Genomic DNA, 19,604 nt, shown 5'->3' on the forward strand with positions numbered 1-19,604 from the left:
GATGACAGCGGTGGCTTCGACCTCCACCAGCTGGTGGTTGTAGCCCAGTACCGCCACTCCGAGCAGAGTGCTGGGCACGTCATGCTCGCCCATGTACTCCCGGTAGACCTCCCACGCCGTCACCAGGTCGTCCTGCCGGGACGAAGCCACATAGACCGTCGTCTTGGTGACGTCGGTCAGCGAGGCGCCGGCCCCTTCCAGCGCGGTCACGAGATTGCGCATCACCTGCTGGGTCTGTCCCGCGTAATCGCCGACCGCGACGGTCTCGCCGTTGAGATCGAGCGGGCAGGCGCCCGCCACCCAGACAGAGCGCACGGGCGCGTCGGCGACCGCGGCGTAGGCGTAGTCCACCTTCGGCGTAAGCCGGTCGTTGCGGATCAATCTCACACCTGTGCTCATGGCATGCTCCTCTATCGGAAATTCAGTCGGGCCAGCTCGGAGAGCGGCCCAGGATGGCGACGATCTCATCCAGACGTGATCCACCCGTCCACGCGACCTCTGGCGCGAAGGCCGCTCCGGGCGCGAGCCGAACCTTTCCGCCGGGTACGGCTTTCGCCACGCCGAGAGCGGCCTCCAGCAGTTCCGGCTCGAACTCGACCTCGACGCCCAAGGTCTTGGCGAGGTCCCACGAATGGACCACGTAGTCGATGAAGTGAAAACTGATCGCCTGCTCTGCGGGGAAGGCGTGCCCGCCGCCGAACTCGGGCAGCGGGAACAGGCGATCGAGGACGCCGTCCGCGGCGAAGGCCGCCAGGACGTGCTCGGCCGAGGCCCGATAGGTCCCGACGGGGTCGTCTTCGAGCGACCGCAGCTTCCACCAGGCCAGATCGCCCTCGCCTCTGGAAGCCGCGGCGAAGCCGACATGCTGGGTGGTCATGTGCGCGAGCAGGCCGTACAAGGTCCATCCGACGCAGGGCGTCTGGCGGGACAGGTCCGCCGTTCGCGCGCGAGCCGCCAACTCGATGCTGGTGCGTACGGCCTGCGCGTCGAGTGCGACATAGTCAGGCGTAGCCCTGTCCGTATGCATTCGCACATAATCTACATGTGCTTATTATTTGTCAACGCGTTACCTTGGACCCGTGACAGACCGCCGCGACCTCGCCGCGATGCTGCACCCTCTGGTGCAGTCCCTCGTCGCCGCAGAGCTGCCCGTGCTCGCCGCGCACGGGATCTCCATGTGGGGCTACGCCGTCCTCGGCGCCCTGGACGACAGTTCGGTCCGCACCCAGACCGCCCTCGCGGAGGCGATCGGCGCCGACAAGACTCGCATCATCAGCACGCTCGACAAGCTCCAGCACGCGGGGCTGATCTCCCGCGAGCCGGATCCCAGCGACCGCCGCGCGCGGATCCTGACGATCACCGACGAGGGCCGCAAGGTCCGCAGATCGGTACGCGCTGTCATCCAGGCCAACGAGGCTCGGGTACTCGCCCGCCTGCCCTTGGGCGACCGTCAAGGCTTCCTGCGCGCCGTACAGACGCTGTCGGAGCTGTCGCGCGAGGACATCGTCGGCCCGACGTAGCACCCTGGGACCGTGTCGGCGTAAGTCTCCGGTTCAGCGGGGAGCCCTCAGGGACGGTCCGCCCGCGGGCTCAGGTGTGCGCACAGGTACCGGCGGGACAGGATCAGGCCGAGGGCGGTCAGGAGGATCCCGAAGTAGACCGGTGCCAGATGCCAGAAGTCGGTGTAGCCGATCGCCCAGCGCACCAGGACGGGAGGCAGGTCGCCGGCGATCGCGGCCGGCGTCTCCATGGCCGCCTCGGCTACGGCTCTTCCACCTGCGTACGGCAAAAGCGGCCCGGCCGACACCGGTATGCCATGATCGGCCACCCCGGCTTTACCAGGGGTTCTCTATGCTTTCTGGTACAGCTCGGGGGAACTGATGAGATCTGCAACAGGCTCGCCGCGCCGGATGCTCTAGCGCGATGTGGCCGCCGGCACACATGCCCATCAGAGTCAGGATGTCGGTCGCCGCGGTACTGGTGACCGGCCTGCTGGTCGGTGCGCTGTACGCGGCCGTGCTGGTGCTGGTCAGACAGGAGGCGGTGGACGAGGCCCAGCTGCACGCGTCACGGGCCGCGCAGCGCCTGGTCTTCGACGCCGAGGCCGACCGGCTGACCAACCCGCTCATCACCTCGAATTCGGAGGAGCTCGCGCAGATTCTCGGCCGCAAGGGACATGTCCTCAAAGCCAGCGCCACGATCATCGGGGAGCCGCCGATCCCCGCGACGCTACCCGCACCGCAGGAGCTTCGCAACGACAGCACGGTGTGCGGCTACCCGCGACCTGACAGCCCCTGCCTGCTGGTCACGGCGCACCAGTTCTTCCTCGGGGGCAAGCCGTTCATCGCTCTGGCCGCGGTGCCGGAACCCGGCCTGCTGCCGCGGCCGATGTGGGCGGTGCTGTTCGGGATCGTCGGGGTCCTGACCGTCGTGCTACGCGGTGTCGCCATGTGGCGGACGGTGGGCCGTACGCTGACGCCGGTGGAGGCGATCAGGGCCGAGATGGAACGGATCATCACCGCCGCCGACCTGCACCGCCGGGTGCCCCTTCCCGCCAGGCGAGACGAGATCCGGCGGCTGGCCATGAGCGTCAACGCGACGCTGGACCGGCTGGAGCGCGCCGTCGAGCAGCAGCGCAGGTTCGTCTCCGACGTCTCCCACGAGCTGCGCAGCCCCATCACCGGCCTGCGGACCGGGCTGGAGGACGCCGCGCTGCACCCCGACGAGATGGACCAGGTCTCTGTCGTGGAGTCGGCGCTGACGGCCACCGAACGGCTGGAGAACATCGTCGCCGACCTGCTGGTCCTGGCGCGGCGCGATGCCGGCATCCCCGCCGAGACCGAGCGGCTCGACCTGGCGGCGCTCGTCAGGCAGGAGGTGGCCCGCCGTCCGCGACGGGTGCCGGTCACCGTCAAGGCCGAACCGCACGTGATGGTGGAGGCCGGCAAGCTCGGGATCGCCCGGGTCCTCACCAACCTGCTCGACAACGGCGCGCGCCATGCCCGCACCGCCGTCCAGGTGAGGGTGTTCAGGGACGGCGAGGACGCCGTCGTCGAGGTCAAGGACGACGGCGAGGGCATCCCGCCCGACAACAGGGAGCGCGTCTTCGAGCGGTTCGTACGGCTCGACGAGGGACGCCGGCGGGATCCGAGTGGCAGCGGGCTCGGACTGGCCATCTCGCGGGAGATCGTGCGCGATCATCACGGATCCCTGACGATCGCCGACAGTCCGGTCGGCGCGTGTTTCGTCCTGCGCCTCCCCGCCGCCACGCCGGCCCCCGTCGCCCGTCCGGCCTAGCCCGCGACACCTGAACCTGCCGTACGACCTGGTGGCCGGAGCGCACAGCGCGGCGTTTTTCCGGCTCAGCAGTAAGAGCTGACAGCGCCCTGGTTGCGGAACGACGTGTAGATGTCGATCAGCATCTGGCGCTGCCGCTCGGTGATGGTGATGTCGGCCTGGATCGCGGCCAGCACGTCACTGCGGGATTCGCGGCCCTCTATGAGCCCGGCTTGCGCGTACAGCGCCTGGGCTGACACGTGCAGGCCCTTGGCCAGCTGTCGGAGGAGTTCCGCGCGGGTCGACCGCGAGCCCATACCGAGGCTGGACGCGAGTCTTGTCGGCTTCTCGATCACGCCCGAACCTCCACGGTTACACAAAGTAGTCGTGCATTACTCTGTGCAGTGTTGCCGGAACTGCCGAGTCGAAACAACACGGTTATCACTGGTCCGGCACCTCGGCCTCGCGAGAACGGATCTCCCGCCAAGGCGCGGTCGCCTGCGCGCCGCTCACCACCGACCTGCGGTGACCGTTTAACCTGCAGAAACAGGCGACCTGCCGCCTGGACGCGCACCCCGTTCAGCCGTCGAGGTGGCCGTCTCGGCGAGGGTCCCGACTCGTCCGCCGATCCAGAGGACCAAGACCTGTGCACCTCACCCCTTCGGCCGTGTCCGCCGAGCAGGAGCCTGGTGACGATGAGCGGCGTCGCCTCGGCGTGATCGGTGGCCTGGCCGCCCTCTCCCTGGACGCCATCTCGTCGGTGGCCTACGGCCCCGAGGCGATGGTGCTCGTGCTCGCCCTTGCCGGCGGTGCGGCACTCGACTTCACGCTGCCGCTCACGATCGCCATCGCAGTGCTTCTCGCCGTACTGACCCTCTCCTACCGGCAGGTCATCGCCACCTTTCCGGAGGGCGGCGGGGCATACGGAGTGGCCAAGGCCTATCTCGGCCGCCATGCCTCCCTGGTGGCGGGCGCGAGCCTGATCGTGGACTACGTGCTCAACGTGGCCGTCGCCGTGTCCGCCGGGGTGGCCGCCCTCACCTCCGCGTTCCCTGAGCTGCTGCCGTACACGACAGTGCTCTGCCTCCTCGTGCTGGCCCTGATCACCGGCGTCAACATGCGCGGCATCACGGCGAGCGCGCGAGCCTTCATCGGACCTACTGTGATCTTCCTGGCCCTGGTGCTCCTGGTGATCGTGGTCGGACTGCTCCGCGATCAGCCTGCCGTACGGCTGCCCGCCGCCCATGCGGTCCCGGTGGAGACCGTGGGCGTGCTCCTGTTGTTGAGGGCGTTCTCCAACGGCTGCGCTTCGCTCACCGGGGTCGAGGCCATCGCCAATGCCGTGCCGTCGTTCCGCAAGCCACGGATCAAGCGCGCCCAGCACGCCGAAGTCGCCCTCGGCGCCCTGCTCGGCGTCATGCTGATCGGCATCGCGGTCCTGATCGAGAAGTTCTCCGTCCTCCCTCACCCGGACGTGACCGTGCTCGGCCAGGTGACCCAGGCCTCGCTCGGCGACGGAGCGCTGTTCTACGTGGTCCAGTTCAGCACCGTGGTGCTGCTCGGACTGGCCGCCAACACCTCCTTCGGCGGACTGCCCGTGCTGGCGCACCTGCTCGCCAAGGACGACAACCTGCCGCACTTCTTCGCGCTCCGCGGCGAACGACCGGTCTACAGGTACGGCATGACCTTCCTCGCCGTCGTCGCGGCCCTGCTGCTGATCGCGGCCCGCGGCGAGACGAACCTGCTCGTGCCGCTCTTCGCGATCGGCGTGTTCGTCGGGTTCACGCTCTCGCAGGCCGGCATGGTCCGGCACTGGCACGCCGCCCGGTCGCCCGGCTGGCGGGGCAAGGCCGCGCTGAACGGCCTTGGCGCGCTGCTGACCGGCATAGCGATGATCGTGGTCAGCTTCTCCAAGTTCACCGAGGGCGGCCGGCTGATCGTGATCACGTTGCCGCTGATCGTGCTCACCATGGACCGGATCAACCGGGCCTACTCCCGTATCGGCGAGAGACTGGGCACGGGCAGGACACCGGCCCCGCCGGAGCCGCTTCCCTCGGTGGTCATCGTGCCCGTGCACGCGGTGAACGAGCTGACCAGGCAGGCGCTGACCGCAGCCGTCTCCTTGGGAGATCGCGTGGTGGCGGTGAACATCGGCCATCCCGACGACGCGGGCGAGGCACGGGGGTTCGCCGAGGCGTGGCAGCGCTGGCATCCCGGTGTCGAGCTCGTGCAGCTCTTCGACGTCCATCGCAGACTCGCCAAGCCGTTGATCGAGTATCTCGGACAGGTGCCGGAACCGCAGGTCTTCGTGCTCATCGCACAGATCGAACCCGAACGCCTCTGGCAGCGGATCCTGCAGAACCAGCGTGGCGCCGTCCTCTCCCGCGCGCTGCACCGCCGTACCGACACAGTGGTCTGCCGGATGCGCTTCCGCCTCGGCTCCCCGGCCCCTGCGTCTACGGCCATGCACCGTTAACCGGCACTTCACTGGCGCTCCCTACGCTGAGCCCCCTGGAGGGGCCCATGCGGAAGCTTGTCTCATCCGTCACCGCGGCACTGCTGCTGTGCGGCTGTGGTGGCGACTCTGGCGACGCCAGGTCGATCCTGGACAAGGACGAGCTGGTCGTGGCCGTGAAGTCGGATCAGCCAGGTCTGGCCGTACGAACCCGCAGCGGGGTGTTCCAAGGCTTCGATGTCGACGTGGCCGCCTATGTGGCCGCTCGGCTGGGAAAGAAGGTCTCCTTCGTCGCGACGACCTCGGAAGGCCGGGAGGCGAAGCTGCGCAACGGGGTGGCCGACATGGTGGTCGCCACCTATTCCATCAGCGCGGAACGCAAGAGGCAGGTGACGTTCGCCGGGCCGTACTACGTCTCTCGCCAGGACATCCTGGTCCGCGCGGGATACCGGCGGATACGGAACGTACGTGATCTCAAAGGGCGCAGGCTCTGCGAGGCGCAGGGCTCCATCTCCACCTCACGCATCGTGGATGGACACCAGATCGCCGCGGTACTGGTTCCGGCGAGGACCTACGGTGAGTGCGTCGACCTGCTCAGATCGGGGGCGGTGGAAGCGGTCTCCACCGGGGATCTGATCCTGGCCGGGTTCGCCGCCCGCGAGCGCGGCGCGTTCACCATCGTGAACGCGCCGTTCACCGCCGAGAGGTACGGCATCGCCCTGCCCCTGGGCGATGTGGACGCGTGCGAGGAGGTCAACCGGGCCATCACGGACATGTACCAGGACGGAACCGCGGCCAGGCTCCTGGACAAGTGGTTCCGTGCGAGCGGTCTCCAGCTGTCGGCCTTCGTGCCCGAGTTCGAGGGCTGCACGCCGTAGCAGAAGTGATCGGCAGAGCTGGCATCGCGCTCATATTCCGCGATGAAGCCACCGTGCTCGTTTCGGTTGCTCAGATTGATCGTCGTCCATCTGCTTGTCGGGCGAGGCCGCCGACCCCGCTTCTTGCAGGCCCGCGTGTGGGTTATCAGATTCAGTGATAGGCCGCCCGCACTTCGCCTGTGTCCCGGGCGCTGGAGTGCGGATTGACTGGGGCAGGACTCAACCGTCGAGAGGGCGGAAGCCGCTGTGCGATGAGGAACAAGTCTCTTCCGGTATGGCTCGTGCCCACGAACGATTGGAGGCCCTGATGGACCTGTCCACGCATATCCACTCGCCATGGACGGTCTGCCGCGTCTCCGGAGACATCGACACCTCCACCGCGCACGCGCTCCGGGAACATCTGGTGGCCGCCTTGGACAGACCGGGACATCAAACTCTCCTTGACCTATCCGCAGTCACCTTCATGGACGGCAGCGGGCTGGGCGTGCTGGTGTCCATCGAGAATCTGGCCCTACGGCAGGGCTGGACGCTACGTCTGCATGCTCCACCTCTGGCGATCCGCCGCCTCCTGACCATCACCGTACTATCCGATCACTTCGCCATCAATCTCGACCTGGCGTCCGCGAGACAGCCGGACCGATGACCACCTTCTGCCGCGAGTTTCGCCTCCGGCCTCGCCTGTCGCATGCTGCTGATGTATAGGCCCCTGCCATGAACCGGCGATGGGCCAGCAGGCTGGTAGCAGGCTGGGATCGGGCGAGAAGCCGACACGGCTGGCTTGATCACCTGGTGCGCGCCGGAACCTGCTACGACCAGGCAAATGGCGGCCGGCTGTCGGCCGCGCTCACTTACTACGCCTTCTTCGCCACCTTCGCACTGGGCCTGCTGGGATTCGCCGTCCTCGGCCGCGTCCTGGACTATCCGACGGTGCTGGCCGCCGTGCAGCACTACCTGAGCGAGAATCTTCCGCGACTGGACGTCCAGGCGCTCCGTGAGGCGGGTGGAACCGCCGGCTTGGTGGCAATCGTCGCGCTGCCGCTGACGGGCCTGTTCTGGATGGACACCCTGCGCTCGGCAAGCAGAGCGATCTGGGGGCTGGACGAGTATCCGGGCAACTTCTTCCTGCGCCAGCTCATCGACCTGGGCGTGGTCGCCGGGCTCGGGCTGCTCCTCAGCCTGTCACTGGCCGTCGCCTTCGCCGCTGAGTGGCTGCTGACCTGGCTGGCCGTTCATACCGTCGGCGCGGACGCCGCTCCGGGCCGGTGGGTGCTGGCCGCGGCCGCCTTCGTGCTCGGCACCGGTGTCAATGCCTTGCTGGCCATGGCGTTGCTGACCGCACCGCCCCGGCTACGGCTGCCGCTGCGAAGGGTGATCGGTCCCGCGCTCGTCATCACGATCGGTCTGGAGATGCTCAAAACCCTCGGACAGGTCTACCTCAACCTCACCACGGCCAACCCTGCCTATCAGGTCGTCACCGCCGCCGTCGGGATGCTTCTCTTCCTGAAGATCCTCAATCAGCTCATCCTGTTCGCCACTGCTCTGGCAGCCACCAGCACCACCGGCCATGTCACCGATCTGGCCACGCCACCCAGCTCTCAGCAACGCGTGGCGTGATGCTCGTCGGAGGCAGAGGTGAGCAGGTTGCGGCTGCGCGCCTCATCTCCCTGGCGATCGCAGTGATCGTCGCCGGCGAGCGTGAGCGCCTAGTCCTGCTTGTGGACCGTGACGGCCTGAACTGCCGACAGCACAATCGTGTGCACGGGGGATTCGTGTCTCATCACAGCAGAACCCTGCGCGTACTCATCGAGGACGACGACTTCGTTAACGCGGTCGAACTCGACGACAACCCCCTTGAGCGACTGGCCGCCGAGCAGGTGAACCGTCACGCGCTGCTGGCTGCCTTGCATGTCGGACAGCAAGTCACGCCACACGTTGATCGCAGTCATCCGGCCCTCCTCTCCAAGCCCAGCCACGGTCATCTCGTACGCCTCTTCGGGCATGTGGATCGGCAGCACGAACGGCACCACGGCGATATCTCCCCGCACGTGGGAAGCGATCAACCAGAAGTGGTGGAGAGGCTGATATCTCCCCTCCATCATCCCACGTCGGGCGTGGCGAGGGGTGTGATCGTCCAACCACTCTGCTGTGCAAGGAGATGGCCGGGCACGGGAAACGGCCTTGACCACGAGAAACGGTCACGGCCTTGCTTTTGGCGGCGGTGAAGGATGCCGGTGCGGTGGAACAGCGGCCGCCTGGGTGGGGTGCGCGGGTGGGTGTGTTGGCGCGCGCTCATCGGTTCCGGTGATAACCGGCTCGGTGATTGCTCGTTTCCCCCTCCCGCGCCGAGGAGAACAGTGAGCATCAGGCCGCTTGCTGCTGCCGCGCGCCGATCGCCGGTCGCCGGTCGCCGACCCGATGGATCATCCGGCCAAGGTCAGGACGCTGACCCGTGACCGCCCGGCGGAGAAGCACGCCGCGAGCGCCGCGGCGGTTGCGGCGACTGCTTCGACCACCCCGGCCGCTCCCTCTATCGCGCAATCACACGCTGGAGGAGACTGAGCGTTGTGAGCAATGAGCAGCTCCCCACCGAACCCATCGGTGCCCGTGGATCCCCGCGGCGCCGATTCGCCGTGCGACGCACCCGTATCGGCGGATGGTGGGTGGCCCTGATCGCCGGGGCGATCGTGCTGCTCCTCCTGCTGGTCTTCGTGCTGCAGAACGGTCAGCTGGTCCAGATCTCCTTCCTCGGCTGGCAGGGGGTCCTCCCGCTGGGAGTGGCCCTGCTCCTGGCGGCCATCGGCGGGATCATGGCCGTGGCCATCCCCGGCACCGGCCGGATCCTGCAACTACGCCAAGCGGCTCATCACCGCGCCGCCCAAACGCCGGCAGCCCCCCGACGCCTCGCGCCTCCCAAGGAGACAGTCAACCCGCCGACGCGGTCCGCTGCAGACGAGGACCCTCGAACTCCCTGATCAAACGTGCCAGCGCGATCAACCTGCATCAGACCGGCGATCGCAGCCGGTGATGAGGCTTGCTGGGATTGGACGTTTCCGCAGGCCCGCAGATCACATTGACTGATAGGTGAATCAGTCGGCGCACCTCGCGTCACTGTCGCTATAAGGGGGTCGCCATGGCCCTGGACGTATATGGCATGAATGTGACCGCGCGCAGTGGTCCGAACGGTCAGGCGCCGCGCTGCGACCACCTCGACCTCCTGCCGAGCGTCGAGCGAGGGGCACCCGAATGCCAGCAGTGCCTGGCGTCCGGCTTGGCCTGGACACGCCTGCTGGTGTGCCTGACATGCGGGTGGGTCGCCTGTTCCGACGATTCGCCGGGCTCTCACGCCAGGGAGCACTACCGGGAGACCGACCACCCGGTGGTTGCCGCCCTGGAGTCGGAGACGACCTGGAGATGGTGCTACATACACGGCAAGGCCGTGTGACCGAGACGGACAAGGCTGATGACGATCTCTGAACGAACGGTGCGACGCCGGGAGGACTACGACGGCGTCTCCCCCTTCCCCCAAGCCGCGCAGCATGCTCCGGCCGGCAGAGCACAGATAGCGCTGACGGCGACCATCGTCGTTCTGCCGTTCGTCGCGTTGGCGATCGCGATCTTCCTGGCGTGGGGGCGGGGAATCGCCTTTACCGATCTGCTGCTGGCCGGAGCCTTCTACGTGGTGACCGGGCTCGGGGTGAGCGTCGGATTTCACCGGCTGCTCACCCACGGGTCCTTCACCGCTCGCCCGTGGCTGCGGGTGGCGCTGGCGGTCGCCGGGTCGATGAGCTTCCAGGGCAATCTCATCAACTGGGTGGCGGTCCACCGTCGCCATCACGCCTTCACCGACCGGCCGGGCGATCCACATTCTCCCTACCGGTACGGCACTGGCCTGCGCGCGCAGCTTCGGGGGCTTGCCCACGCGCACATGGGCTGGATGTTCGCCGACGATCAGACTTCGCCCGCCCGCTACGCTCCCGACCTGCTCGCCGATCCGGCGATGGTCAGGGTGACGCGCGCCTTTCCGGCCCTGTGCGTCGTATCGCTGGTGTTGCCGTTCCTGGCCGGCTGGGCGATCAGCGGCAGCCTGTACGGCGGGCTGACCGCGTTCCTGTGGGCCGGGCTGGTGCGCGTCGCCCTGCTGCAGCACGTGACCTGGAGCGTCAACTCTCTGTGCCACGTCATGGGGACCAGGCCCTTCACGACCCGTCGCCACGATCGCTCGACCAACCTGTGGCCGCTCGCGCTGCTGTCGTTCGGGGAAAGCTGGCACAACGGCCACCACAGCGAGCCGACCTGCGCCCGGCACGGCGTGGACCGGCACCAGATCGACCCCTCCGCCGGGCTGATCCGCCTCTTCGAGCGGCTCGGATGGGCCACCGACGTGCACTGGCCCGACCCGGTCCGCACGGAACGCCGCCGCCGCGCCAACGTGCCCGAACAAGCCCGCGCGCCGACGGAAGGCTGACCGCCGGAGTGGCCGGCCGTCTGAGCCTCCGTGACCGTACGTCCCCGGCCCACCGCGAGAGCGACCTAAGGTGAAGAGAGACGGCCCGCATCAGCGCCGCCCGGCAGGAAAGGGGTGGCAGGCATGGAGCTACGCCAACTCCGCTACTTCGTGACGCTGGCCGAGGAACTGCACTTCGGTCGCGCGGCCGCCCGCGAGCACATCGTGCAGTCCGCGCTGAGCCAGCAGGTGCAGCGGCTCGAGCGCGAACTCGGAGTGCGGCTGCTGAATCGCAGCACCCACCACGTCGAGCTCACCCCGGCCGGTTCGGCCTTTCTCGTCGAGGTTCGCCAGATCCTCGACCACGTGGGCCGGGCAGCACACGCCGCACGGAACGCGGTCGCCGCCCCCGCACGCTCCGGGTCGGCATCATCGACGCCGGCTACGACTCCATGCCGCAGATCCTGCGAGCCGTACAACAGCGCCATCCGGATCTGACGATTCACCAGGTCGAGGCCAGCACCCCTGAGCAGTACCGCCAACTGGCCGACGGGCGGCTGGACATCGGGATCGGACGAGCCTCCCACACCCCTGCCGATGTGGCCTCCGAGCTCATCAGGCTCGATCCGCTCGGCGTGCTGGTCCCCGACGATCACCGCTTCGCCACACAAGACGGTGTGCCCGTCACCTCCCTGGCCGACGAACCTCTCCTCCTCGGCGAGGACAGTCAAACGCCGGAGTTCAACCAGTTCGTCATTGAACTGTGCCGCTCGGCCGGATTCTCGCCCACTATTTACGAGGGAACCGTCGAGAGCACCCGTGCCGCCGCCGACCTCGTGCTCCAGCGCCGCTGCGTGCTGTGCGTCCCCTCCTCCTCCCGCACCTCCAACCGGCCGGGCACCGTCTGGCGCCCCCTGATCGAACCGGTGACCCACTACCCGTGGTCGCTCCTGTGGCGCTCCGGCGCCCCGTCCGCTCACGTGGCCGCCGTCATCGACAGTGCCCGTCACCTCGCCCATCGGCTCGGCTGGCTGGAACCCGCCGACCCGGCCTTCGGCCGGAACGCGCCGACGGCCATCAGCTGCGGCGGTGAAGTTTCCTGACCTTGGTCGTTTCCACCACGACATCGGGCGTCGACGGCGCCATGTGCGGCGCCATCCTGGTTCGCGCCGCAGGTCGAGCGCTCTCACACCAGCGAGACGGGATCACGCCCATACCGCTCTCGAGGCCGGCTTCGATCGTGCCCCGGATCGTCCGCGGCACTTGAGTGCGTTCGGTCATGCGTTTGCTCACCCGCATCAGCTTGCCCAGCGCGGTCAGCACCTACGCGCAGGAAGCCGCGGCCAGAGGCGTGTGGCATAAGCCCTGAGCACACGCCCGCGATCGCCCTTGATCCGGCCAGGGTGGGTAACGGGTTCCAGAACGCGCCGGCCGGCACTCGCCGTGGCCGGGCTCACGCCTGACCTCAGCGGTCCACGTGCAGCCTGTCGAACTCGACCAGCGGGATGCTGCCGGCGAAGTTGCCGTCCACCTCGGCCCGCTCGGCCGCGCTCGGGTATGCGTTCGCCCGGCGCCGACGGGCACCTCGTGACCATCCGGCCTTAACCTCCGGGCCACCCGGGCGGTCTATCGTGCGCGCATGATGATCCGCAGGTTACTCTCGGGCGCGCTCGCCGTCCTGACAGGCGGTACGGTCGCCGTTGTGCTGTTCCAGTCCAACCCCGCCACGGCCGAGGGCCGCGGCCAGGCCCCCATCGTGATCGGCCACCGCGGCGCCAGCGCCCACCGCCCCGAGCACACGCTGCTGTCGTACGAGGCCGCCATCGCGATGGGCGCCGACTACATCGAGCCCGACCTGGTCTCGACCAAGGACCATGTGCTGGTGGCCCGGCACGAGAACGAGATCTCCGGCACCACCGACGTGGCCTCCCGTCCCGAGTTCGCCGGCCGACGCACCACCAAGACGATCGACGGCCGGGCGGTCACCGGCTGGTTCACCGAGGACTTCACCCTCGCCGAGCTCAAGACGCTGCGCGCCAAGGAACGCGTGCCCGACCTGCGCCCCGACAACACCGCCTTCGACGGGCTGGCGGAGATCCCCACGTTCGAGGAGGTCGTCCGCCTCGCGCAGCACCATGGCGTGGGCGTCTACCCCGAGACCAAGCACCCGACCTACTTCGACTCCATCGGCCTGTCGCTGGAGGAGCCGCTGCTCGAGGTGCTGAACACCCACCGGGTACGCAAGGCCTTCATCCAGTCGTTCGAGACCGCCAACCTGCGCGACCTGCGCGCCAAGACCAGGCTGCCGCTGATCCAGCTGATCACCTCGGGCGGCGCGCCGTACGACTGGGTCGCCGCAGGCGATCCGCGCACCTATGACGACATGGTCAAGCCGGAGGGACTGCGCGAGGTGGCCGCCTACGCCAACGGGATCGGCGTGGACACCCGCCGCGTCGTGCCCGTGGGCTCGGACGGCAGGCTGCAGCAGCCGACCACGCTGATCGCCGACGCCCACCGCGCGCGGCTGGAGGTGCACGTCTGGACCGTGCGCAACGAGAACTCCCAGCTCCCCCTCGACTACCGGCTCGGCAACCCGGCGAGCCCGGTCTTCTCCCGCGCCACGGGAGACGTGATGGGCTGGCTGAGCCGGCTCGTGGAGCTCGGCATCGACGGCGCGTTCTGCGACGACCCCGGCATGGGCCGGGCGGTGGTCACCCGGCGGACCGCACGCCCAGGCGTGTGACCCCAAGAGTCGCACTCAGGGGTGGCCTCGCCGGTCGCTGACCGGCGAGGCCGGCCCGGGCCGGCGTCGCCGACCGACACGGTCCGCGAGACGCTCCGCATGCCACCACGCACCGGGGCCGCGGAAGACCTGCAGGATCGTCACCGGTCCTTGGCCGGTGCGGCAAACCGGTAATCGAAACCGCCGCCTCTGGCGGGGATCGCGCAACGCAGCCACAAATCGTGATCTATCCGGTTAAGGTGCATGAGGTCCATCCCGGCCGTCGCAGGAGTGACTCCACTTATGCCGAATACCGAACCGCTGCGCCCAGACGACCCCCAGGCGATCGCGGCCTACCGGATCGTCGGGCGGCTCGGCGAGGGCGGCCAGGGCATCGTCTACCTGGGTCAGGCCCCGGACGGCCGGCCGGTGGCGGTCAAGGTCCTGCGGCAGTCCGTCGGCGGCGACCACCGCTTCGCCAAGGAGATCGCGGCTGCCCGGCGCGTGGAGCCGTTCTGCGTCGCCCAGGTGCTCGACGCGTCGATGGGCGGGCGTCCGTACATTGTCAGCGAGTACGTCGACGGGCCCTCGCTGCAGGAGACGGGCCGCCATCACGGCGCCGACCTGCAGCGCCTGGCCGTCAGCACGGCCACGGCGCTGACCGCCATCCATGCGGCGGGCATTGTGCACCGCGACTTCAAGCCCGCCAACGTGCTGCTTGGACGAGACGGGCCGCGCGTCGTCGACTTCGGCATCGCCCGCGTCGCCGCCTCCGCGGTCACCGTCACCAGCGGCGTCGTCGGGACGCCCGCGTACATGGCCCCCGAGCAACTCGCGGGCGCGTACGTGGGCCCGGCGGCGGACGTCTTCGCCTGGGCTTCGGTCATGGTGTTCGCGGGGACGGGCACGCCCCCGTTCGGCAACGATTCGCTGCCCGCGGTCATCACTCGCATCCTGAACCAGGAGCCGTTCCTGGGCGACTTGCCGGAGCCGCTGCGCTCAGTCGTGTACGCCTGCCTGGCCAAGGATCCGAGCGCCCGCCCACAGATGCGGGACGTCCTGCTGCGCCTTCTCGGCGGGCAACCGGCGGCCGCCGTCGGAAACCAGCACCTGCCGCTGGAGGGTCAGCCCGCCACGCCCGGTCCCCGGCACGCTCCGGGAGGCGGCCGCCCGCCCCGCGCTCTTCCGCCGAGCCGCGCGGCATTGCGCCCGCCGCTGATCGCCGGCATCTCAGGAGCAGTCGCCGTGTGCCTGGCGGCCGGCGTCGTGGTCTGGAACGCCTGGCTGCACCCCGACCCCGCGCCGCCGGCGTTGGCCGCCGGCTCCAGCGAGCCGTCCCTCTCCGCCGCCACCAAGCGCGGGAAGACCGTCGCGCCCAGGAAGACGCGAACCCCGCCGATCACCCCCACGACCAAACGCCCGCGCCCCACTCCCAGACCGTCGCAGGAGCGCACGAGCGTGCGGCCCACGCCCGCGAAGACGCCCACGGCGACGAAGAAACCGGCGACCAGGCTCCCGTCGCCCACCGCGAGCAAGCCCAAGGCGGCCTCGTTCAGCCTCGCCTACGTGCGGGTCGCCGGTGCGTCCAGGATCAACGACGCGGGCGTCACCTGCTACTCGGGGCCGGTCAGCTTCGGTATCGCCCTGGACGCGACCGAGATGGGAGCCCCATTCTCCTACCAGTGGCTCGTCGACGGACAGGTGATCGAAAGCAGCTCCAGGCGGATGCCGTCCCACAGCCGGGGTGACTATTTCGGCTCGAAGAAGCAGGTCGACCCCGACCTCGGGTCCAGGCACACCGTCACCTTCCGGCTCACCTCGCCGGTGCGGAGGACCAAGTCGGCCACCTGGACCATGTGCTGACTCCGCCGTGCTTGACCACGAAGATCCGGGCAGGCCGATTCGGACAGCAGGGTCAACCTGGAGTCGCTGCCGGTGACCTCGGACCGTCGGTCTCGGCGATGCGCCAGCCGAACCTCGCCGCGCGCAGCACCGTCTCCGGGGCATGGCCGCCCCGCCGGTCGGTCAGCCCCGGTGCCGGCAAGTCGGCCCCCACCGACGTGCTGGATTCATCCGGCCCTTCCCACCGTGCCGCGAGGGCCCCGGCGCCTGAGGGTACGGCCGCACGGCCGTACCCTCAGGGTCGGTTCAGCTGGTGAGCGTCAGCCCGTACTGGGGCTTGATGGCGCTCACGTAGACGACCCCGGCCTGGTCGGCGTACACCTCGACGATGTCGTTGGTGTACTGGAACGAGTCGCCGCTGGTGAGCTGGAGAGCCGGGTCCACCTTCACCGTCGCCATGCCGAAGAACCTGGCGTAGATGTTGTCCGGTTGTCCGTTGGTGATGGCGGTGCAGATCGCCACTGTCGTCGTTCCGTCTTCTCTCGGACTCAGTACGGCATGGCCGCGTTCGGTTCCTGAGGGCATCTCAGCCTTCCTTTCGAGCAGATCGCGAAGGTAGGGGATAGAGCGGCGAGCGCGGTTCCGACGGGCTGCGGAACATCACCCGCCGCCAGTCTCCGGCGAAACAGAAGACCCCGGAGCTGGTCCGGACTCCCAGCGAGCCCGGCACCCGCACCGCCGCCACGTGCTGAGGGACCTGTCCCATGGAGTAGACGCTGTCGAGGTCCTTCCACAGGGTGATGCTCAGCATCGTGCTGGTGCGCCAGTCCACCAGCGTCTTGACTCCGACCAGGCCGCGAGCCAGGCGCCGCACGTGACGCTTGACGCGCCTGTGCAGCACGAGCATCGCCACCAGCTTCAGCCGGCTGCCGCACTCGAAGCGAGTGACGATCACTTGGCCCAGATCGGGCTCGAGCTCCAGTAACGGATCTAGCCTCCCCACGCCTGGATCGCCGCCAGGAGCGCCAGAATCAGCAAGGCCAGGCCGGACGCCCGCCTGATGATCGTCACCCACTGGTGCTCCTTTCTGCTGACCAGGAGATCAGACGTGCGTTCGCTCATGCTCCACGCCGTCACGACCACGGAGGCGATCAGGGCGATCCCCACCAGGACGCCTGCAGCGGCTGTCGGTTCCAGCAGGACGACCGCCGTGACGGACACCCAGATCAGCGAGGCGACCTTCTGCGTGGTGACGAGGAGACCGAGGTCGAATCCCCAGACCAGACCGAGTACTCCCGGCGTCAGCCGGTGCACGAACCGTTGTGGCACCTGCCGCCACACATGCGGAGTCCTGTTGGCCAGGTCGGCCAACCCGAATGCGGCACTTGCCAGCGCCAGCAGCCAAAGACGTACGGTCATGGGGAGAATCGCCTGTACGGCGCTGCCTACGAGATAGGCGAGCACGGCGAGCACCGCTCCAGCCAAAGTCCCGCCCACGGCGAGACCGACCAGGAAGCGGACCCCATGCGCTCTGTCGCGACGCAGCATGGGACCGGCCACCCCGGCCATCGACCGGCCTCAAGGGCTGAGCACCTGCAGGATGGCGCCTACGGCGCCGATGATGATCCAGCGGGTCATGGCTTGCCGTCCTTCGTCAGGTGTAGAAGCAGCCGCCGGCGGACCGCACGCCGGTCGGGCAGCCACCGCTCTTCGTCTCGCAGCACTGGCACTGGATGCGCGCCTCGGCGTTGCAGTACCAGAGGTAGTGCCCGGAGTAGCTCTTGCACGTGCTGAGCGAGATGGACGGCGACTGACACAGGTGGCAGCATCTCCATGCGACCGCCGCCTGCGCGGCCTCCGGCCGGCCGAACATCACGGCGGCGGCGGTGAGCCCGGTGGCTCCCAGTCCGCCTAGGAACCGTCGCCGCCGCACTGACTCCTTCCGGCCACCTCCGGCACTGGTCTTTTCTGGGGTGGATCTCATACGACCTCCTTCTGTTGCTGCAGAGTGCTCCGCAGCGATGAGACATCGTTGAAGACGTACGCGGAGTCCAGGAGCCCCGAACGCACGACGACGGCCGTGGGACTCTGCTGCACGCCCAGCTCCTCGCGCGACCAGTCGCCGCCCTCGTCGACGAAGTGCGGGAAGCCCTCGAGGTGGAAGTCGGCGATGAAGTTCTCTCCTGTTTGCCGACCGGCGGTGGAGATGACCAGACCCACGCCTTCCCAGTCCGAGTGGCCCGGGTCGGAGCTCAGTTGCGTGGCGACATCGCGGCACGATTCGCACGATGTGCTCAGCACCAGCAGGGTCGCGTCGTCGGAGTGCGGCATGCCGTTGGGCCACACCTCGAGAGCCCGGCCTACCTGCAGGTCCTCCAGCGGTTCCACGCGCGAATCGCGCTGGTGCGCGGAGGCCGGATCGCGCACCCGGGAGGCCAGTTCGCCGAACATCGCGAACAGCACCACGATCGCGGCCGCCAGTACGAGCAGCGCGAAAGCAAATACGACCAGCATCGGCCGCTTCCTTTCCGGATTCAGTGAGTGGGCTTCGGGCGGCGGGGCCGTACCACGAGATGACGTCGCATCAGCTGACGGTGCGTGTACGCGCACAACACGACGGTGAGCGTGGCGGCCAGCATCAGAGCGCTCGCGGTGTAGTCACCGTGCGCTGCCGACGGGTTCGCCACATTGAGCGGGAGGACGGCGGCGAGCAGGACGCCCAGGGCGACGTTCGTCCAGCCGAGTGGTTGCTTGTTCGAGGCTCCGAAGCAGCCGCACGGCGCGCTGCTTCCACGCATTGTGCCGAGCAGGCCGAAGGCGGCGAAGCCCACGCCGAGCAGCGCGGACAGGAACGCGGCTGCCATCCGCGCGGGAGCGATGAGCAGCGCGGTCGCCGCCACGATCTCGACCGCGGCCAGCCCGCGCACCATGAGCGGAGCGCTTTTTCCGGTGAATGACGGAACCAGTTCGGTAAGCGCCCGGCGCAACGCGTCAGGCGTAACCATCTTTGCTAAGCCGGAATTGAGAAGGAGGGTAGCGGCTGCTGCGTTGGCGCAGGCCAGAAGCCATTCGTTCAAACCCAAGGGAGCACCTTTTCAGGCATGGGACAGTGCATCAAGAAGGTTTGGTCGAGTGCGGAAGGATTGGCCGCCGAGTGGTTTACAGATCCTTGTAAACCCGATCTTCGCGATGATCATAAGCCGCGATCAATCCTGGAGCAAGCCCCAAAAAAGGGGACTCCTCGGACCTCTCACCTGCGGATACATGAAATACGCGCAGGTGGCAGCGGTTTGTCCGTTCCTGCAGCGGGGTGTCCCGGCCCACGCCTCGTGGGTACGGGTTGAGTGTCCAGGGGCCAGTCAGGGGCTGCAGTAGACCGTCGGATAGACGGAGAGATCTGCTATGAAAATAGTAATTGTCGACCTGTACCGGGAACCGCGCGGTGACTTGCGGTGTAAGGATGACATGAGACCATCAGTCGCTTTCGCCCTTGCAGTTGTCGTTCTGGCGTCCACGGGCTGCTCCTCGATCGAGGGAACAGCGACAGCGAAGCCGCCCGCCGCGTCCGGCCAGTGCCCTGTGACCCTGCCCAGCACTCCCGATCCGTCCGCCAAGACGCCTGGGGACTTCTTCGGAAGAGAGAACTCGTACGGCAACGGCAAACTGTGGGTGGGAGGGCTGGCGCCGAAGGGCGTCATCGAGGCCGACGCGAGTTTCATCCAGCCGGACGGCTGGATTCACCAGAAATTCGGCTGGTGGCGGGCGAGCGCAGGAGATCTGAAGATCACCGGCCGACGACTCGACGGACCCGCCGCTCCGGCGCGCAGCGAAGTACCCGAGGGCTATGGCGACACTGGGTTCCAAGCCACCGGCGTCTACTTCCCCGTCGCAGGCTGCTGGGAGATCACCGGACGGGTCGGCCCGGACAGCCTGACCTTTGTGACCTCCGTCATCAAGACAGCACGCTGAACCACTCGGCGGGATCCC

General features: G+C 68.2%; 25 protein-coding genes and 1 pseudogene. 14 read left to right on the forward strand and 12 right to left on the reverse strand.

Going from position 1 to position 19,604, the window contains the following annotated elements; all coding sequences use genetic code 11:
* Positions 1 to 3: 3 nt before the first annotated feature.
* Together H4W81_RS23270 and H4W81_RS23275 are read right to left on the reverse strand one after the other, a co-directional pair.
* A pseudogene (locus tag H4W81_RS23270) lies at positions 4 to 399 on the reverse strand (RidA family protein); the annotation flags it as partial.
* A gap of 22 nt (positions 400 to 421) precedes the next feature.
* The gene (locus H4W81_RS23275; RefSeq protein WP_192776770.1) at positions 422 to 1,027 is read right to left on the reverse strand and encodes a TIGR03086 family metal-binding protein; all 606 of its coding nucleotides are present in this window, start codon (positions 1,025 to 1,027) and stop codon (positions 422 to 424) included.
* 52 nt (positions 1,028 to 1,079) lie between these two features.
* Here H4W81_RS23275 and H4W81_RS23280 point away from each other — a divergent pair, with 52 nt between their 5' ends.
* A complete protein-coding gene (locus H4W81_RS23280) occupies positions 1,080 to 1,520 on the forward strand; it encodes a MarR family winged helix-turn-helix transcriptional regulator (RefSeq protein WP_318781905.1) in 441 nt (146 codons plus the stop codon).
* A 47-nt stretch (positions 1,521 to 1,567) separates the two neighbouring features.
* Here the strand turns inward: H4W81_RS23280 and H4W81_RS23285 are convergent, their stop codons facing one another.
* Complete coding sequence (locus H4W81_RS23285) at positions 1,568 to 1,750, reverse strand: hypothetical protein (protein WP_192776771.1); 183 nt, start codon at positions 1,748 to 1,750, stop codon at positions 1,568 to 1,570.
* 191 nt (positions 1,751 to 1,941) lie between these two features.
* Between H4W81_RS23285 and H4W81_RS23290 the strand changes: the two genes are divergently transcribed.
* The gene (locus H4W81_RS23290; RefSeq protein ID WP_192776772.1) at positions 1,942 to 3,297 is read left to right on the forward strand and encodes a sensor histidine kinase; all 1,356 of its coding nucleotides are present in this window, start codon (positions 1,942 to 1,944) and stop codon (positions 3,295 to 3,297) included.
* Positions 3,298 to 3,362: 65 nt separating this feature from the next.
* Here the strand turns inward: H4W81_RS23290 and H4W81_RS23295 are convergent, their stop codons facing one another.
* A complete protein-coding gene (locus tag H4W81_RS23295; RefSeq protein WP_192776773.1) occupies positions 3,363 to 3,632 on the reverse strand; it encodes a hypothetical protein in 270 nt (89 codons plus the stop codon).
* Between the two features lie 311 nt (positions 3,633 to 3,943).
* Here H4W81_RS23295 and H4W81_RS23300 point away from each other — a divergent pair, with 311 nt between their 5' ends.
* The 4 genes from H4W81_RS23300 to H4W81_RS23315 all read left to right on the forward strand — a co-directional run bounded on the left by H4W81_RS23300 (position 3,944) and on the right by H4W81_RS23315 (position 8,223).
* Positions 3,944 to 5,752, forward strand: coding sequence for an APC family permease (locus H4W81_RS23300; RefSeq protein ID WP_318781906.1), 1,809 nt, complete (start codon positions 3,944 to 3,946; stop codon positions 5,750 to 5,752).
* A gap of 47 nt (positions 5,753 to 5,799) precedes the next feature.
* Positions 5,800 to 6,609 carry a glutamate ABC transporter substrate-binding protein gene (locus tag H4W81_RS23305; protein ID WP_192776774.1) on the forward strand — a complete coding sequence of 270 codons (810 nt, stop codon included), beginning with the start codon at positions 5,800 to 5,802 and terminating at the stop codon, positions 6,607 to 6,609.
* A gap of 307 nt (positions 6,610 to 6,916) precedes the next feature.
* Positions 6,917 to 7,252 carry an STAS domain-containing protein gene (locus H4W81_RS23310; protein WP_192776775.1) on the forward strand — a complete coding sequence of 112 codons (336 nt, stop codon included), beginning with the start codon at positions 6,917 to 6,919 and terminating at the stop codon, positions 7,250 to 7,252.
* 146 nt (positions 7,253 to 7,398) lie between these two features.
* Complete coding sequence (locus tag H4W81_RS23315) at positions 7,399 to 8,223, forward strand: YhjD/YihY/BrkB family envelope integrity protein (RefSeq protein WP_318781907.1); 825 nt, start codon at positions 7,399 to 7,401, stop codon at positions 8,221 to 8,223.
* A gap of 89 nt (positions 8,224 to 8,312) precedes the next feature.
* Here H4W81_RS23315 and H4W81_RS49430 read toward each other — a convergent pair whose 3' ends face one another.
* Positions 8,313 to 8,636 (reverse strand): RNA chaperone Hfq, encoded by a 324-nt coding sequence (locus tag H4W81_RS49430; RefSeq protein ID WP_192776777.1) that lies wholly within the window; start codon positions 8,634 to 8,636, stop codon positions 8,313 to 8,315.
* Between the two features lie 603 nt (positions 8,637 to 9,239).
* Here H4W81_RS49430 and H4W81_RS23325 point away from each other — a divergent pair.
* The 5 genes from H4W81_RS23325 to H4W81_RS23345 all read left to right on the forward strand — a co-directional run bounded on the left by H4W81_RS23325 (position 9,240) and on the right by H4W81_RS23345 (position 12,156).
* Positions 9,240 to 9,581: a LapA family protein gene (locus tag H4W81_RS23325; protein ID WP_192776778.1), complete on the forward strand. Its 342-nt coding sequence runs from the start codon at positions 9,240 to 9,242 to the stop codon at positions 9,579 to 9,581.
* 179 nt (positions 9,582 to 9,760) lie between these two features.
* A complete protein-coding gene (locus H4W81_RS23330; protein ID WP_192780991.1) occupies positions 9,761 to 10,051 on the forward strand; it encodes a UBP-type zinc finger domain-containing protein in 291 nt (96 codons plus the stop codon).
* Between the two features lie 18 nt (positions 10,052 to 10,069).
* Positions 10,070 to 11,074 carry an acyl-CoA desaturase gene (locus H4W81_RS23335; protein ID WP_192776779.1) on the forward strand — a complete coding sequence of 335 codons (1,005 nt, stop codon included), beginning with the start codon at positions 10,070 to 10,072 and terminating at the stop codon, positions 11,072 to 11,074.
* A 123-nt stretch (positions 11,075 to 11,197) separates the two neighbouring features.
* Positions 11,198 to 11,551, forward strand: coding sequence for a LysR family transcriptional regulator (locus H4W81_RS23340; protein WP_192776780.1), 354 nt, complete (start codon positions 11,198 to 11,200; stop codon positions 11,549 to 11,551).
* Positions 11,506 to 12,156 carry a LysR family substrate-binding domain-containing protein gene (locus H4W81_RS23345; RefSeq protein WP_264083183.1) on the forward strand — a complete coding sequence of 217 codons (651 nt, stop codon included), beginning with the start codon at positions 11,506 to 11,508 and terminating at the stop codon, positions 12,154 to 12,156. Before H4W81_RS23340 ends, H4W81_RS23345 begins: the two co-directional genes overlap by 46 nt.
* Here the strand turns inward: H4W81_RS23345 and H4W81_RS23350 are convergent.
* The gene (locus H4W81_RS23350) at positions 12,131 to 12,376 is read right to left on the reverse strand and encodes a hypothetical protein (RefSeq protein WP_192776781.1); all 246 of its coding nucleotides are present in this window, start codon (positions 12,374 to 12,376) and stop codon (positions 12,131 to 12,133) included. The genes H4W81_RS23345 and H4W81_RS23350 overlap by 26 nt on opposite strands.
* Before the next feature lie 316 nt (positions 12,377 to 12,692).
* Here H4W81_RS23350 and H4W81_RS23355 point away from each other — a divergent pair, with 316 nt between their 5' ends.
* Positions 12,693 to 13,796: a glycerophosphodiester phosphodiesterase gene (locus H4W81_RS23355; protein ID WP_225958748.1), complete on the forward strand. Its 1,104-nt coding sequence runs from the start codon at positions 12,693 to 12,695 to the stop codon at positions 13,794 to 13,796.
* Between the two features lie 282 nt (positions 13,797 to 14,078).
* Positions 14,079 to 15,638 (forward strand): serine/threonine protein kinase, encoded by a 1,560-nt coding sequence (locus H4W81_RS47480; protein ID WP_225958749.1) that lies wholly within the window; start codon positions 14,079 to 14,081, stop codon positions 15,636 to 15,638.
* Between the two features lie 285 nt (positions 15,639 to 15,923).
* On the opposite strand, the gene H4W81_RS23365 is transcribed toward H4W81_RS47480, so the two are convergent.
* From H4W81_RS23365 to H4W81_RS23390, 6 genes are all read right to left on the reverse strand, one after another.
* The gene (locus H4W81_RS23365; RefSeq protein WP_192776782.1) at positions 15,924 to 16,139 is read right to left on the reverse strand and encodes a hypothetical protein; all 216 of its coding nucleotides are present in this window, start codon (positions 16,137 to 16,139) and stop codon (positions 15,924 to 15,926) included.
* Between the two features lie 64 nt (positions 16,140 to 16,203).
* Complete coding sequence (locus H4W81_RS23370; protein WP_192776783.1) at positions 16,204 to 16,572, reverse strand: hypothetical protein; 369 nt, start codon at positions 16,570 to 16,572, stop codon at positions 16,204 to 16,206.
* A gap of 35 nt (positions 16,573 to 16,607) precedes the next feature.
* Positions 16,608 to 17,165 carry a hypothetical protein gene (locus tag H4W81_RS23375; RefSeq protein WP_192776784.1) on the reverse strand — a complete coding sequence of 186 codons (558 nt, stop codon included), beginning with the start codon at positions 17,163 to 17,165 and terminating at the stop codon, positions 16,608 to 16,610.
* A 106-nt stretch (positions 17,166 to 17,271) separates the two neighbouring features.
* Positions 17,272 to 17,550 carry a hypothetical protein gene (locus tag H4W81_RS23380; RefSeq protein ID WP_192776785.1) on the reverse strand — a complete coding sequence of 93 codons (279 nt, stop codon included), beginning with the start codon at positions 17,548 to 17,550 and terminating at the stop codon, positions 17,272 to 17,274.
* 47 nt (positions 17,551 to 17,597) lie between these two features.
* On the reverse strand, positions 17,598 to 18,131 hold the full coding sequence (locus H4W81_RS23385; protein ID WP_192776786.1) for a hypothetical protein: 534 nt from the start codon (positions 18,129 to 18,131) through the stop codon (positions 17,598 to 17,600).
* 20 nt (positions 18,132 to 18,151) lie between these two features.
* A complete protein-coding gene (locus H4W81_RS23390) occupies positions 18,152 to 18,700 on the reverse strand; it encodes a MauE/DoxX family redox-associated membrane protein (protein WP_192776787.1) in 549 nt (182 codons plus the stop codon).
* A gap of 382 nt (positions 18,701 to 19,082) precedes the next feature.
* On the opposite strand from H4W81_RS23390, the gene H4W81_RS23395 reads away from it, so the two are divergent.
* A complete protein-coding gene (locus H4W81_RS23395) occupies positions 19,083 to 19,586 on the forward strand; it encodes a hypothetical protein (RefSeq protein ID WP_192776788.1) in 504 nt (167 codons plus the stop codon).
* Positions 19,587 to 19,604: the final 18 nt, after the last annotated feature.

It is taken from the genome of Nonomuraea africana, from assembly GCF_014873535.1.
GTDB classification, from domain to species: Bacteria; Actinomycetota; Actinomycetes; order Streptosporangiales; family Streptosporangiaceae; genus Nonomuraea; species Nonomuraea africana.